The 15,365-nt window shown below is 73.9% G+C and carries 8 protein-coding genes, 1 tRNA gene and 1 pseudogene; 6 read left to right on the forward strand and 4 right to left on the reverse strand.

The annotated features are described in order from the left end of the window. Positions 1-179 precede the first annotated feature (179 nt). Positions 180-253 (reverse strand) — tRNA-Ala (locus WEB03_RS09620). Positions 254-386: 133 nt separating this feature from the next. Between WEB03_RS09620 and leuS the strand changes: the two genes are divergently transcribed. The 6 genes and pseudogenes from leuS to holA all read left to right on the forward strand — a co-directional run bounded on the left by leuS (position 387) and on the right by holA (position 9,225). Continuing rightward, entirely contained in the window at positions 387-2,885 is a 2,499-nt protein-coding gene (leuS, locus tag WEB03_RS09625; protein WP_368070735.1) for a leucine--tRNA ligase, read from the forward strand. 169 nt (positions 2,886-3,054) lie between these two features. Continuing rightward, entirely contained in the window at positions 3,055-3,942 is an 888-nt protein-coding gene (locus WEB03_RS09630) for an alpha/beta fold hydrolase (protein WP_368070736.1), read from the forward strand. A 54-nt stretch (positions 3,943-3,996) separates the two neighbouring features. Beyond that, entirely contained in the window at positions 3,997-4,857 is an 861-nt protein-coding gene (locus tag WEB03_RS09635) for a DegV family protein (protein ID WP_368070737.1), read from the forward strand. A 69-nt stretch (positions 4,858-4,926) separates the two neighbouring features. Continuing rightward, positions 4,927-5,667, forward strand: a complete 741-nt coding sequence (locus WEB03_RS09640; RefSeq protein WP_368070738.1) for a helix-hairpin-helix domain-containing protein — start codon at positions 4,927-4,929, stop codon at positions 5,665-5,667. 374 nt (positions 5,668-6,041) lie between these two features. Then, positions 6,042-7,862 (forward strand): annotated as a pseudogene (locus WEB03_RS09645) (ComEC/Rec2 family competence protein); the annotation flags it as partial. Positions 7,863-8,262: 400 nt separating this feature from the next. Then, a complete protein-coding gene (holA, locus tag WEB03_RS09650) occupies positions 8,263-9,225 on the forward strand; it encodes a DNA polymerase III subunit delta (protein ID WP_368070739.1) in 963 nt (320 codons plus the stop codon). Between the two features lie 9 nt (positions 9,226-9,234). Here holA and WEB03_RS09655 read toward each other — a convergent pair whose 3' ends face one another. The 3 genes from WEB03_RS09655 to WEB03_RS09665 form a co-directional block, all read right to left on the reverse strand. Next, positions 9,235-14,124, reverse strand: a complete 4,890-nt coding sequence (locus WEB03_RS09655) for an NAD-glutamate dehydrogenase domain-containing protein (protein ID WP_368070740.1) — start codon at positions 14,122-14,124, stop codon at positions 9,235-9,237. Positions 14,125-14,315: 191 nt separating this feature from the next. Next, on the reverse strand, positions 14,316-14,576 hold the full coding sequence (gene rpsT, locus WEB03_RS09660; protein WP_368070742.1) for a 30S ribosomal protein S20: 261 nt from the start codon (positions 14,574-14,576) through the stop codon (positions 14,316-14,318). A 208-nt stretch (positions 14,577-14,784) separates the two neighbouring features. After that, positions 14,785-15,249: a hypothetical protein gene (locus WEB03_RS09665; protein WP_368070741.1), complete on the reverse strand. Its 465-nt coding sequence runs from the start codon at positions 15,247-15,249 to the stop codon at positions 14,785-14,787. Positions 15,250-15,365 lie beyond the last annotated feature (116 nt).

A 15,365-nucleotide genomic window follows, 5' to 3' on the forward strand; every position in this document is an offset into this window, starting at 1 on the left:
CACCGGGCGTTGTATGACGCGCTGCGCTCGGTCAGGGATGCCATCGTGGGTGCCCTTGGGTTTCCATGGGTCCACGCTTGGACCCATTTTGGACCCAGGTACGCCTGGGGTGCCCTGAACGGGAGATACCGAAAACCCGAGAAACCCCCGCAAAGAACTTTGCGGGGGTTTCTCGGGGGTGGACCGGATGGGATTTGAACCCACGACCCCCTCCATGCCATGGAGGTGCGCTGCCAGGCTGCGCTACCGGCCCGAGACCGCGCGCCCGGCGGAACCAGGCGTGCGGCCGCGGAGCGTACACGGCACCGGGGAGGGGAGCGAACCGCGGTGGTGGCCACGGCTACCCTCCGCGCGACCCCTGCCCGCCCTCCGCCAGGCGCCGCCACGTGACCTCCGACGTCGAACGCTACGACCCCACGAGCTTCGAGCCCGCGCACGCACAGCGCTGGCACGACGAGCGGACCTACAGCCGGTCCGACCTCGGCGGTGAGGGGTTCTACGCGCTGACGATGTTCCCCTACCCGTCCGGCGACCTGCACATGGGGCACGCCGAGATCTTCTCGATCCACGACGCGATGGTCCGCCACCTGCGCATGACCGGCCGACGCGTGCTGAACCCGATCGGGTGGGACGCGTTCGGCCTGCCCGCCGAGAACGCGGCGCGCAACCGCGGGGCGGACCCGAAGGCCTGGACCTACGCCAACATCGAGGAGCAGCGCTCGACCGTCGTCCGGCTCGGCTACTCGTTCGACTGGGACCGGGTGCTGCACACCTGCGACCCGGAGTACTACCGCTGGACCCAGTGGCTGTTCGTCGAGCTGTTCGACGCCGGTCTCGCCTACCGCCGTGAGGCCCTCGTCAACTGGGACCCGGTGGACCGGACGGTGCTGGCCAACGAGCAGGTCATCGACGGTCGGGGCGAGCGGTCCGGCGCCGTCGTGCAGCGCATCCCGCGGACGCAGTGGTTCTTGCGCATCACCGATTACGCCGATGAGCTGCTCGAGGGCCTCGACTCGATCGACTGGCCCGATCGGGTCAAGAACGCCCAGCGCAACTGGATCGGTCGCTCCGAGGGTGCCGAGGTCACGTTCCGGGTCGGCGACGCCGACGGCGAGGAGGTGCTGGTCTACACCACGCGCCCCGACACCCTCCACGGCGCGACCTACTTCGTGTTCGCGCCCGAGCACCCGATCGTCGCCGACCGCATGGCCGCTGACGCCGACTACCAGGCGTTCGTCGAGGAGGTGGCCAGTCGCTCGGACGTCGAGCGCGTGTCCGGCTTCGGCGACGACGGTGATGGCAGGGAGCGGGGCGCGGGGCGCGCCAAGCGTGGCCTGCGCCTGGACTTCGACGTGATCAACCCGGTCACCGGCGCGTCGCTGCCGGCGTACGCGGCCGACTACGTGCTGATGGACTACGGCACCGGCGCGATCATGGCGGTCCCTGCCCACGACCAGCGCGACCTCGACTTCGCTCGCCAGGAGGGCCTGCCGGTCCGTGTCGTGATCCAGCCGAGCGACGGCACGGAGCTCGACGAGACCACGATGACCGAGGCGTACGTCGGCGACGGTGTCACGGTGAACTCCGGCCCTTACGACGGGCTCGACTGGCGCGACACCAAGGAACGCATCACCGCTGACCTCCAGGCCAAGGGCGTCGCGCGTGCCACCGTCAACTACCGCCTGCGCGACTGGCTCGTGTCCCGGCAGCGGTCGTGGGGCCCTCCGATCCCGGTCGTGCACTGCCCCTCGTGTGGCGAGGTGCCGGTGCCGGTCGAGCAGCTGCCGGTCCGGCTGCCCGACGACCTCGATTTCACCGTCGCCGGGTCGCCGCTCGATCTGCACCCCACCTGGAAGCACGACGTCGCTTGCCCGTCCTGCGACAGCGAGGACGCGGTCCGCGACGTCGACACGATGGACACCTTCGTCGACTCGTCGTGGTACTTCCTGCGGTTCCTCGATCCGACCTCGGTGGACGAGCCCTGGCCGGTCGACGTCGCCGGCCGGTGGTTGCCCATCGACCAGTACACCGGTGGCGTCGAGCACGCCGTCCTGCACCTGCTCTACAGCCGCTTCGTGGTCAAGGCGATGCGCGACCGCGGCCGTGTCGACGCCGACGAGCCGTTCCAGGCGCTGCTGAACCAGGGGCAGGTCATCCTCGGTGGCGCCGCGATGTCGAAGTCCAAGGGCAACCTCGTGGTCCCCGGCGAGGTGTACGAGACCTACGGTGCGGACACGCTGCGCGGCACGATGCTGTTCGCCTCGGCCCCCGAGGACGACATCGACTGGGCCGACGTCTCCCCGGCGGGGATGCACAAGTGGCTGTCGCGGGTCTGGCGGCTGAGCGTGGAGCACCTCGCACGCACGGACGCTGGCGGGCTCGGCGACGGGGACGAAGGTCTGGCGGCCACGCTGCGGCGCGCCACCGCTGAGGCCATCGTCGGCGCGTCCGCGGACTACGACGGACGCAAGTACAACACCGCCATCGCCAAGATGATGACGTTGACCAACGCCGTCCTCGACGCCACGCGTGACGCGTCGCGGGTCCCGGAGTCGGCGGTCCATGAGGCCCTCGAGGCGCTGCTGCCGATGCTCGCGCCCATCTGCCCGTTCATCACCGAGGAGCTGTGGGGCCGGTTCGGCTACGACACCTCGATCCACCTCGGTGGGTGGCCGACGGCGGACACGTCGCTGTTGGTCGACGACGAGGTCGAGGTCGTGCTGCAGATCAACGGCAAGGTCCGCGGGCGGATCACCGTCGCAGCCGACGCCGACCGCGACGCGATGGAGGCAGCGGCCAGGGAGGCGCTCGCGGACCAGTTGACCGGTGAGGTCCGCAAGGTGATCGTCGTCCCGGGCAAGCTCGTGAACCTCGTCGTCGCCTGACGCGGGACCCGTCGGTCGCGTGACGGACGGCCGCGGACGGGCGGTCCGCGCATGGGGCGCGTTCCGGTCGGCCGAGCGGGCGTCGGCCCCTCCGCGTCGTGGCCGGTAGCGTCGACCGGTCGCGCTCGTCCGGGTTCGACCGGTTCGAACGACGGCGGAGGAGGTACGTGTGAGCGGTGGCAGCGTGCGAGCCAACGGGCTCGACTTCGCCTTCACGGCGGCTGGGTCGCCGGACGCGCCGCTCGCGCTGTGCCTGCACGGGTTCCCCGACACGTCGGCGACCTGGCGGCACCTGCTCCCGGAGCTCGCCGACGCCGGGTTCCACGCCGTGGCCCCCGCGATGCGTGGGTACGCGCCGACCGAGGTGCCCACCGACCGGCGCACGGACCCCGACACCCTGACCGCGGACGTCAACGCCCTCCACCGGGCGCTCGGCGGTGGGCCGGACGCCGTGCTGATCGGTCACGACTGGGGGGCGATCGCCGGTGCACGCGCTGCCGCCGCGGCACCGGACCGTTGGCGTCGCCTCGTGACGCTGGCGGTGCCCCCGGAGTCGGTGCTCGCCGACGCGAAGTTCGATCGTGCGCAGGTGGCGCGTTCCGCGTACATCGCCAAGGCGCTGTTGCCGGGTGCGGAGCGCTACTTCACCGCGAACGACCTGGCTCGCCTCCGTGCCCTGTGGCACCGCTGGTCACCTGGCTACGTCCTCGAGCCCGCGGACCTCGACCCGCTGCTGGCCACCTTCGCCGTGCCTGGCGTCGCCCGGGCGACGCTCAGCTACTACCGGGGCCTGGCCGGCGCCTACTCCGACGGTCGCGCCCTGAACCCGCGGGTGTCCCTCCCGCCGCAGCCCCACCTGGTGCTCCACGGTCGCGACGACGGCTGCCTCGGCGCCGAGTGGGCCGAACGTTCCCGTGGCGTGCTGCCGCACCCTGCCTCCCGCGTCGAGGTGCTCGACGGGGTCGGCCACTTCCTGCACCTCGAGGCTCCCGAGGAGGTCGGCGACCTGATCCTCGAGTTCGTGCTGCCCGGCGGCCCGGGCACGGCGGGCCGTTAGAGTCGCGGGCCACCGCGGACCGATCGTCGGACCGCGGGTGCTCGGAGGCGGATCTTGGCTGGGGTCGCGGTCGTCACCGACTCGACCGCCGACCTGCCTCGGGACCTGGTCGAGGACCTCGGCATCCGGGTCGTTCCGCTGTCGGTGTCGTTCGGGACCGAGACCTTCATCTCCGGCATCACCATCGACCCGGCGACCTTCTACGGGCGCCTCGCTCGCGAATCGCAGCTGCCGACCACCTCCCAGCCCGCCCCGGCCTGGTTCGAGGAGGCCTACGGGGACTGCGTCGACGACGGTGTCGAGGCGGTCGTGTCCGTCCACTGCAGCGGCGCCCTGTCGGGCACGGTGAGCCTCGCCCGCGACCGCGCCGGGCAGGTGGACCTGCCGATCGAGGTGGTCGACAGCAGGTTGGTCGGTGGCTCGCTCGGGCTGGTGGTGCTCGCCGGGCACCGCGTCGCCCAGCGGGGTGGGTCGGTCGACGAGGTCCTGGCTGCGGTCCGTCGCGCCCGTGACGAGGTGCTGTCGCTGGTGGTGGTCGACACCCTCGACTACCTCAAGCGCGGCGGTCGGCTGACCGGCGCGCAGGCGCTCGTCGGTCGCGCCCTCCAGGTCAAGCCGGTGCTCCACCTGACCGAGGGTCGTGTCGAGGTCCGCGAGCGCACCCGGACCTGGTCGCGGGCCATCGACCGGATCGCGACGATCGCCGAGGAGACCGCCGCCGGCAGGCCGGTCGACGTGGTCGTGGCGCACGCCGTGGCCCCGGAACGTGCCACCGAGGTGTGGGCGGCCCTCGAGCAGCGGGTCGAGCTCGCGGAACGGCTCGAGACGCTCATGGGTCCGGTCGTCGGCACGCACGTCGGTCCGGGCGCGGTCGGGATCGCGGTCGCTCCGGCGGAGGCGACGCCGGGCGCCTGACGCGTCCTCGTCCACAGGCGGTGGCGGGTCCGCGGGGGAGACCGGTCCGGGCTGGGGCAGCCTGCACCGGTGGATCTGATCGGTGACGAACGTGGACGGCTGGCCCGGGTGGCCAGCTGGCTCGATGCGTCCCCCGCGGAGGCGGCGGGGCTCGTGGTGTTGCTCGTCGGCTCGCTCCTGGCCACCGCGGTGCTCGTGTGGTCGGCCCTCGGCCGGCCGGCGCTCCCGGACGCTGGTGTGGTGACAGCGGATGTCCCGGCCGCCGACGTCGGCGAGGACCCTCAGGACCCTCAGGATCCTGCGGGCAGCGAGGGGAGCACCGCTGGAGAAGCCGACCACCCCGACGCGGAGCCTGGCGATCGCGGTGAGGTCACGGTCCACGTCGCGGGCGCCGTCGTGTCGCCGGGGGTGGTCACGCTGCCGGCCGGCTCGCGCATCGCGGATGCCATCGCCGCGGTCGGTGGCCTGCTCGACGACGCCGACCCAGCGCGGGTGAACCTCGCCCGCCCGCTGGTGGATGGCGAACAGGTGCTGGTCCTGCGGGAGGGCGAGGAGCCGCCACCCACCGCGGCCGGCGGTCCCTCTGCTGGCGGCGAGGCTGCGGGGTCGCCGGCAGGCCCGATCGATCTCAACACCGCCACGGTCGCACAGCTGCAGACCCTGCCGGGTATCGGGCCGACGCTCGCGCAACGGATCGTCAGCCACCGTGAGCAGCACGGCCCCTTCCGGGCACCCGGGGACCTGCGCGACGTCAGCGGCATCGGCGAGAAGCGGTTCCAGGACCTCGCCGGCCTGATCACCGTCGGGTGAGCTGGGCCGGGATCGACACCGACCCTGCACCGTCGTCCGCGGCCGAGGTCGTCGGCCCGCTCGCGCCCTGGCTCCTGGCCGCGGTCGCGGGTGCCTGGTGGGGCGTACGCGCCGGGCAGGCGGCGGCCGGGCAGGTGGCAGCGGCGGTCACGGCCGGCCAGCTCGGGACGCTGCGGGCCGGTGTGGTGGTGCTGGTGGTGGTGATCGGCGCGGTCGCCGTCGCGGTGGGCCGGACCGGCCGCGGAACGACCCGCGGAGCAGCGCTGCTCCTGCTCACCGGCCTGGTCCTGGCCGTGCTCGCCGGAGCACGTGCCGCGACCGCGGAGCTCGGCGCGCTGCCGGCCCTGGCGGCCCGTGGCGGTGCCGTCACCGCGATGTTCACCGTCGCCGCCGAGCCACGGCCCATCGAGACCGGGTGGCACGTCCCGGTCCGGGTCACCGGGCTCGATGGTGTCCGCACCCGCGAGCTCGCCGCGGTCACGCTCCGGGGAGACGAGCTCGATGCGCCGCCGCTCGTCGGACGGCCACCGGTGCTCGGCAGCCGCTGGACCGCTCGCGTGACGGCACGGCCGCTGCCGGACGGCGGGTACGGGCGGTGGCTGGCCCAGCAGCACCTCACCGTCGTGCTCGACGTGGGGCCGCTGGCGGCCGCGGGTGATCCCGGCTGGCTCGCCGCATCGAGCGAGCACGTCCGCAGCCGCACCCGAGCGGCGGCCACGCGCGCCACCCCAGGCCCCGTCGGTGGCCTGCTCGTCGGCCTCGTCACCGGCGACACCCGCCTGCTGCCGGACGAGGACCGCGCGGCGATGGAAGCGACCGCGATGACCCACCTCACCGCGGTGTCCGGCATGCACGTCGCCTCGGTCGTGGCCGGCGTGCTCGGTCTGTGCGCGCTCCTCCGTGCCGGCGCGCGGACGCGGCGGATCGCCGTCGGCGTCGTGGTGCTGTGGTTCGCCTACCTGACCCGGTTCCAGCCCTCGGTGCTGCGGGCCGGATCGGTCGCTGGGGTGGTGCTGCTGGCCGCGAGCCGTGGGGTCCTGCGCGACGGCCGCCACGCGCTGGCCGGTGCGGTCCTGCTCCTGCTGCTGGTCGACCCGCTGCTCGCGGGGGCTCTCGGGCTCCTGCTGTCGGCGACGGCCGCGGCCGGGGTGCTGGTCGTCGCGCCGCGGGTGCGCGATCGGTTGCTGCGCCACCGGCAGGTGCCACGGAGGGTCGCCGACGTCCTGGCCATCACCGTCGGCGCGCAGGTCGCGGTCGTCCCGCTGCTGCTGATCACCTTCGGGGAGGTCCCGCTGGCCAGCGTCCCGGCGAACCTGGTCGCCGTCCCGCTCGCCGTCGTCGCCGCAGCGGTCGCGTTCCCCGCCACCCTCGTCGCGGCGGTCCACGTGCCGGCGGGGGCGGTCCTGTTCGCGATCGCCGGCCTACCGGCCCGGGGCATCCTGGCTGTCGCGCACGCCACGGCCGGACACGGTGGGTCGGCCTCGGTGGCGGCGCCGTCGACCGTGGTCGCGCTCGTGGCCGCGTCGTGCTGGGTGGTCACCCGCCCAGGGACGCGGGTCTCGCGCTGGACCGCGGCGGTCACGGCGGTGGTCTGCATCGTCGCCGCGCTGCCGCCCATCACGGGTCGGCTGCTGCCCGTCGATCGCTTCACCGTCACCACGATCGATGTCGGACAGGGTGACGCGCACCTCCTGCGGACACCCGCGGCGACCGTCCTCGTCGACACCGGCCCGGACGACACGGCAGCGAGGTGGCTCGCGCGACACGGGCAGGTGCGCCTGGACCTGGTGGTCGTCACCCACGGACACGCCGATCACGTCGGCGGTGCGGAGGCGGTCCTGGACCGCGCCGACGTCGCCGCCATCTGGCGTCCGCCGAGCCCCGAGCCGAACACCGCGGTCGAGCGGCTCGACGCGGCCGCGGTCGCCGACGGGGTGCCGGTCCGTGAGGTGACCCGGACCGCTGACCCCCGAGACGACCCGGTCGCGACGACCATCGGGGACCTCCACCTCGAGGTGCTCGGCCCACCGTCCGGCAGCAGCTACCGCCACGCGGGGAGCCCGCTCAACGAGAGCTCGCTGGTGGTGCGCGCCACGTCCGGTCCAGGGGTGGCGTTGTTCGCCGGGGATGCCGAGCTGGCCGCCCAGAGCGACCTGCTCGCTCACGCCGACGCCAGCGTCGCTGCCGGGCGACCCGATCCGCTCACCACGGGCCTCCTCGCGGTCCCACACCACGGGGCAGGAACCTCGGACCCGGTGTTCTTCGCCCGCACCGCGCCGGCGGTCGCGGTGGTGTCGGTGGGCGCCGACAACACCTACGGCCACCCGCACCCCGCCACCTTGGCCGCGCTCGACGGACTCGGCGCACAGGTCCGCCGCACGGACCGCGACGGCACGATCACCTTCGAGGTGCCACCGCCACGCCCGGCCGGTGGCGAGGTGCCTGCCGCCGATCGGGTCCCGGCCGCCGACGAGGTCCCGTCCGCGGCGCCGTACCGGGGTCCTGGTGTGGCATCGGTGCCACGTCAGGCCCCCGCTGGTCAGCACCCGCGGCGCAGCCGCCGGGGGTGTCACCGCGGCTCGGTAGCCTGCCGCTATGAGCCCCGTCCACCTCCTCGCCGGCGACGACGACCTGCTCCTCCAGCGCGAGCTCGAGCGGGTCCTCGCCGACCTGCGCGCCGAGGACGACGAGCTCACCGTCGAGGTCCACGACGTCACCGAGACCGATCACCTCCCGGAGCTGCGGACCGCCTCGCTGTTCGGCGGTCGGACCTGCGTGGTGCTCCGCGGGGTCGAGGCGGTGTCGGGCGACCTCAAGGCCGAGATCGAGAGCTACCTCGGATCGCCGTCGCAGGACGCGGTCCTGGTGCTCGTCGCCCGAGGGCTCGGCAAGGTGCAGCGGATCGGCAAGCTCGCCAAGGAGCACGGTGAGCGCTCCGACGTCAAGACCCCCACCGACTGGGACGACCGCGGGTGGGACCGGCTGGTCGGCGAGGAGTTCCGTCGCCTGAAACGCAAGGCCGACGCGTCGGCCATCGCCGCTATCCGTGCGCACGCCGGGAACGTCCCGGGCGTCATCGCCTCGAAGGTCGCACAGGTGTGCGCCGCCGAGCCGTCCGCTCCGACCTTGACGGCAGCGCACGTCGAAGCCAGCGTCGAGGGGCACGGCAAGGTCAGCGGGTTCGCCGTCGCCGACGCCGTCGCGGACCGGGACCCGGGTGCGGCGCTGGTGGCGCTGCGTGGGGCGCTCGAGTCGGGGGAGGCCCCGTTGGCGCTGCTCGGCGCCGTGACCTTCCGGCTCCGGCAGCTGCTGCAGATCCGCGGCGGGGGCGACCAGAAGAGCGCTGGCGTGTCGCCGGGCCAGTTCCGGCGGCTGCAGGGCATCGCGGGCCGGTTCGGCCCGGGGGAGCTCGCCTGGTGCCACGATCGGCTCGCGCAGCTCGACGTCGACCTCAAGGGTTCGGAGCTCCCGGCGCCGCTGGTGCTCGAGCTCGGGGTCCTCGAGCTGGCGACCTCCCGCGACGTGGGACGTCCCTTCAACCCCCTGGCAGCCCGCTGACGCGGACGGTCACAGGTCGACCGCGTCCCGGAGGCCGCGGAGCGCGACGGCGACGGCGTCCAGGCTGGCCGCGTCGCGTTCGAGGTCGGTGACCGTCGTCAACGCCCGCTCGAGCCCGCCGGCGTGGCGGGCGACGAACCGCTCGACGGTGGTGATCGGTGGCTCGGTGGCCTCGGTCACGACGGCCAACGCCGCGGCGGTGGCGTCGCGGCGCATGCGGCGCAGGTCCCGATCGATGCCCCGGTGCTGACGCCGGGCCCAGGGGTCACGCGGGGTGACGCGGCTGAGCTGCTTGGCGAGGCGGTCGAGCCCGAGCTGCTCGTCCAGCCGGAACGCGACGTCGGCCACCTGGACCGGGGTCCGGTCGCGCGAGGCCGCGGTGAGGCTGGCAGCGTCCAGCACGATCGCCAGGTCCGGTGCCACGGCGAGGAAGGTGGCGAGGTCCGGTTCGACGAGGTCGTCGACGAGCCAGCGGGCGTGGGCGATGCGAGCCCGCTGCTGGGCGTTGGAGCCGAGCCGCAGACCCTGTTCCACGAGCTCGCCGGCCACGGCGCGGTCGCGTTCGAGCAACGCCACCGGGTCGCGTCGCAGCAGCGGGTCGAGCAGCATCCCGCCCGTGAGTTCGATCACGAGCGTGTCGACGACGTCGCTGAGCTCCCGGACCCGCTCGGGGTCGTGGGTGGCGGCGAGCGTGTCGACCTCGGCCCACCAGCGGTCGGCGTCGACGATCCTGGTCGCCACGCGCAGGGCCCGGGCGACCAGCGGTAGGCCGACACCGGTCTCGGCGGCGAGCGCGCTGGCGAAGGTGACCCCGAAGCGGTCGACGGTGGTGTTGGCGACGGCGGTGACCACGAGTTCGCGGCGGAGCCGGTGCCGCGGCAGCAGCGCGCCGAAACGCTCCACGGCACGCACCGGGAAGGGTTCGGCGACCGCGTCCGCGAGCACCGGGTCCTCGGGGGCGTCGGAGGCCAGCAGGGCCTCCTTCAGCTCACGCTTGGCCCACGCCAGCAGCGTGGCGAGCTCCGGTCGGGTGAGCCCGGCGCCGGCGTCCGCGCGGACGCGCAGCTCGCTGTTCGAGGGCAGCACCTCGACGTCACGGTCGAGATCGCCGCGCGCCTCGAGCCGTTCGATGAACGCCTCGACGGTGCTGGCGTCGTCGCTGCCTCGGGCGACCTCGGCCGAGATGGCGGCGACCTGTCGGTCGACGGCGTCGAGGACCTCGGCGACCACGTCCTCGGACAGGTCGGCGAGGACCGCGTCCCGGTCCGCGGGATCGAGCTGGCCGTCCGCGATCGCGAGGTCGAGCAGGATCTTGAGGTTCACCTCGGCGTCGGAGGTGGCGACCCCCGCGGCGTTGTGGATGGCGTCCTGGTCCACGCGGGCGCCACGACGGGCGAGCTCGATCCGGGCACGCTGGGTGATGGAGAGGTTGGCGCCCTCGCCGAGGACACGGGCGCGGACCCGCGACGCGTCGACCCGGACCTCGTCGTTGGCGCGGTCCCCGACGTCCTCGTGGCGTTCGTCGGACGCCTTGACGTAGGTGCCGATCCCGCCGGCCCACAGCAGGTCGACCGGGGCCGAGAGGACCGCGCGGATCAGCTCGGGCGGTGACATCGACGTGGCGTCGACGCGGAGGCGCTCACGGACCTCGTCGGTCAGGTCGACCGACCGGCTGTCGCGGGCGACGATCATGGCGCCGGGGGAGAGCACCGACCGGTCGTAGTCGTCCCACGACGAGCGCGGGATGGCGGCGACCCGGGCTCGCTCGGCGAACGAGGCGGCCGGGTCGGGGTCCGGGTCGAGGAAGATGTGGCGGTGGTCGAAGGCGGCGACCAACCGCAGGTGTTCGGAGCGTTGGACCCCGTTGGAGAACACGTCACCGGACAGGTCGCCGATCCCGACCGCGGTGATCGGCTCGGTCTGCACGTCGATGCCGAGCTCACGGAAATGGCGGGCGACGGCCCGCCACGCGCCACGGGCGGTGACCCCGAGCGCCTTGTGGTCGTAGCCACGCGACCCGCCGGACGCGAAGGCGTCCCCCAGCCAGAACCCGTACCGCGCCGCGACGGCGTTGGCGGTGTCGGAGAAGGTGGCGGTGCCACGATCGGCGGCGACCACGAGGTAGGGGTCGTCGCCGTCGTGGCGGACCACGCGCGGCGGCGGGACCACGTGGTGGTCGGTGCCGTCGAGGTCGTCGGTCACGTCGAGCAGCCCGCGGATGAAGGTGATGTAGCAGCGCTGCACCTCGTCGCGGAGCGCCTGCGGGTCCTGCGGCGGCTGGGCGAGGACGAAGCCGCCCTTGGCGCCGGTGGGGACGATCAGGGCGTTCTTGAGCACCTGGGCCTTGACCAGGTCGAGCACCTCGGTGCGGACGTCGTCGCGGCGGTCGGACCACCGCAGTCCGCCGCGGGCGACCGGACCGCCACGCAGGTGGATGCCCTCGACCCGCGGGGAGTGGACGAAGATCTCCCGGTGGGGGACGGGCAACGGCACGTCGGGGATGCGCGAGGGGTCGAACTTGAGCGCGACGTACGGACCACCGCCGTCGTCCTCGATCGCGTCGTCGCGGAACGCGTTGGTGCGCAGGGTGGCAGCGACCAGGGCAGCGAGGCCGCGCAGGATCCGGTCGGCGTCGAGCCGGGTGACCGACGTCATCGCGTCCTCGAACACCGCGGCCGCTGCCGACTCGGCGTCCGGTCGTGCTTCCTCGCCGCCGGGGAGATCGGGGTCGAAGCGTGCGTGGAAGTGGTCGAGCACGGCAGCGGTGGCCGCGGCGTGCTCGACGAGGATCTCCTCGACGTAGCGCGGGGTGTAGGGCGTGCCGAGCTGGCGGCGGTAGCGGCGGTAGGCCCGCAGGACACCGACGTCGCGCCAGGTGACGTCCGCGAGCAGGACCAGCCGGGTGAGCGGGTCGATCTGGGCGTGTCCACGCCAGGCCGCCACGAGCGCCTCGGCGGCACGCCGGCCTCCGGCGTCGGTGGCGAGCTGCTCGATCGCGGCGTCCGGTACGCGGACGCCGAAGTCGTGCAGGTGCAGCTCGTCGGGGCCCATGAGGCGGTGCGGGACCTCCTCGACCACGATCAACCCGAGCGACTCGAGGACCGGCAGGAAGGCCGACAGCTCGAGCGCGGACCCGCGCGCGACGACCCGGAGCCGCCACCGGTTGGGGAGCTCGTCGCTGCCGTTGCGGCGGTCCGGCTGCCAGTCGGTGGCCAGCTCCTGCCCATCGGTCAGCACCCGGTCGATCAGACGGAGGTCGGCGACGGCGTGGACCGGGTCGACGGCGTCCCGGTACGAACGCGGCAGGCGACGGGCCACGTCGGCGACCAGGCGATCTGCCTCCTCGCGGCCGTCCTCGCTGGCGAGCAGGTCGGTGACCTCGTCGACCCAGCTGCGGGCGAGGGCCCGGACCTCGTCCTCGAGCTCGACCGCGTCGACGTCGGGGACCTCGCGTTCGAGGGTGAGCAGGAACCGTGCGAGGGCTTCGTTGCGGTCACCGAGCGAGACGGTCACGTCGACCCGATCCGCGTCGAAGCGGGTCCGCAGGTGCTCGGCGACGCGTTCGCGGAGCTGCGGCGAGTAGGTGTCGCGCGGCACGGCGACCATCGCGCTGACCGTGCGGGTCGCGGCGTCCACGCGCAGGAGCACCCGCACCTCGCGGTGATCCTCGGCGTGGAGCAGCCCGAGCAGCAGGCGACGCAGCTCGTCCACGTCCGCCGGGAACAGCTCGTCCTTCGGCAGCGCCTGGAACACCGAGGTGAGCACGACCTCGTCGTGGCTGCCGGGCACGACGTCCTCGGTGTCGAGCACGGCGGCGAGCTTGCGGCGCAGCACCGGTGTGGCGTCGGCGGGGGCGGCCTCACCGCGGCGGGTGAACAACGCGAGGACGCGCAGGATCCCGGCGGGCCGGCCCTGCTCGGTGAACAGTCCGAGCGCGATGTGCTCCATCCGGACGTGGCGTTGGACGGTGGAACGTCGCCGTGTCCGCGACCACGCGAGCAGCGAGGGTGTCCGCAGCGTCTCGGCGAGGGGTCCGGCGAGCTCGTCGAGCGCGACGGGGGCGTCGTAGCGTGACGAGTCCTCGTCGGCGAGGATCCCGAGCCCCGATCCGGGCACGACCCGGAGCGCCGTGGCCGGGCCGCCGCCGTCGCGGGCGGGCGTCCCGTCGGTGTCGAGCAGCTCGTACTCGCGGGTGCCGAGGAGGACGACGTGCTCGTCGAGCAGCCAGTCGACGAGGTCAGCCACCTCGGTGGCCTCGTCGGCCTCCGTCCCTGGTGTGTCGCCGGCGTCGTCCGCCGGGCCGCGGATCGTGGCCGCGTGCTGCCGGAGGCGCGCGCCCATCGCGTGGAAATCGTCGGTCGCAGCGCGGACGTCGGAGGCCAGCTCGCAGAGCCGGCTGGCGAGTTCGTCGGCTTCGTCGTCGTCGAGCGCACGGTCGAGGACGAGGTGCAGGAGGGTCTCGCGGCCCGGCGCGTCGCGGGGCGGGCCGATGGCGGTCACCTGCCCACCCTCGTCACGGGTCACGCCGACGATCGGGTGCAGCTGGTGGGGGACACGGCGGCCACGCCGTTCGATCTCGTCGAGCACGGTGGACAGCAGGAACGGCCGGTCGTCGGCGGCGAGCTGGACGACGGTGCCGACGTGTGGTCGCCCCGGGTCCGGGGGGAGCACCGCCACGTCGACCGCGCCGGTGCGGTGGGCCAGCAGGTCGGCGCCGGCGGCGAGGTTGCGCGCGAGGGACGGCAGATCGGCGCGGTCGAGCTCGACGTCGGGGACGCGGCGCAGGGCCTCGCGCGCCACGGCGACGGCGTGCTCCGGGGCGATCCGGCCGGCGTCGGTGGCTGCCGCCGCGACCGCGTCGAGGACGCGCGTCAGCGACGCTCGCTCGGTGGATGTCACGTCGTTGCCTCGAAGCTCGCTCCCGTCGCTGCGACGCTAGTGAGGCAGCGGTGCCACGGGCGGTAGGTCACGTCGACCGCACGGACGGGGCGACCCTGCCCGGCGGTCGGACCGGAACGCAGCGAGGGCGCCTCGTGGGGCGCCCTCGCTGCGTGATCGTGGTAGGCCGGCGGGACCGGTCGCTCGGACGCTCAGAGCTGCTGCAGCGACTTGGCCATGCCCGACTTGCGGTTGGCGGCCGTGTTCCTGTGGATGACGCCCTTGGAGGCGGCCTTGTCGAGCGCCTGCGCGGCCTCGGCGAAGGCGGCCGTGGCGGCGTCCTTGTCCCCGGCGGCTTCGGCGGTTCGGAAGCGGCGGGTGTAGGTCTTCAGCTTGGAGCGGACCGCCTTGTTGCGCTCGTGGCGCGCCTCGTTCTGGCGGTTGCGCTTGATCTGGCTCTTGATGTTGGCCATCGGGGCGTCTCTCGATGTCTCGCTGGTGGGGGTGCGACGTTCGAGCGCGCACGGGCGTTCGCGCGGGTGCCGGAGGTCCGGCGGAGGTGCCTCGGCCACGGCAGGTGGCGCGAACCGGCGCAGCAGGAGCCGCTCGGTGGTGCGGGCCGAGCCCGGACGGTACCAGCGCGCCAGCGTGCGCGGCAACCGGTCGTGGCGCCACAGCACGTTACGCCGGCGGTTCCGGAGCGACGTCGGTGGGGGCGTCGGGTGCGCCGTCGGACGGTACGAGGGCGTGGCGCCGGCAGCGACGGCCGTAACCGGCGGCCTCGGTGTGCTCGAACGGGCACCCCCAGACGCTACGTCGCCAGGCGCCCGCGGCGAGCCAGAAGATGGTCAGCAGCCACACGACGGTGACGAGGAAACCGAGGAACGCGCCGCCGCCGGAGACCTGGATCTGGTCGCTGGTCAGCAGCGTCCACACCAACCGGATCATCTGCAGCACGGTGACGACGATCAGTGCACCGGTGAGCGCGATCCAGAACCCGTCGCGGAAGGTGCCGCGCGGGCGGGGCCCCTGCGAGCGGGGGTCACCCGGCCGCGGACCGTCGGCGGGCCACTCGTCGGGCTCGCGACGCAGCCGACGGCGGCGGCGCGTGCCGCCGTCGTCCGCGGTCGATCCGCCTCGTGCCACGTGCGCCTCACCGGTCCTCGGCCGGTCCGTCCACCGGCTCGGCCGGAAGGTACCGGCGGTCCTAGGAGCGCCCGAGGGCGACGCCGAGGCCGCTGGCGCGCTGGGTGCGTGCGGCG

It is taken from the genome of Nitriliruptor sp. (assembly GCF_040882075.1).
Taxonomy (GTDB): Bacteria; Actinomycetota; Nitriliruptoria; order Nitriliruptorales; family Nitriliruptoraceae; genus Nitriliruptor.

Coding starts and splice junctions, on each gene's coding strand:
- rpsT (WP_368070742.1), bottom strand. CDS start 14,576: ATGGCCAACATCAAGAGCCAGATCAAGCGCAACCGCCAGAACGAGGCG.
- holA (WP_368070739.1), top strand. CDS start 8,263: ATGAGCCCCGTCCACCTCCTCGCCGGCGACGACGACCTGCTCCTCCAG.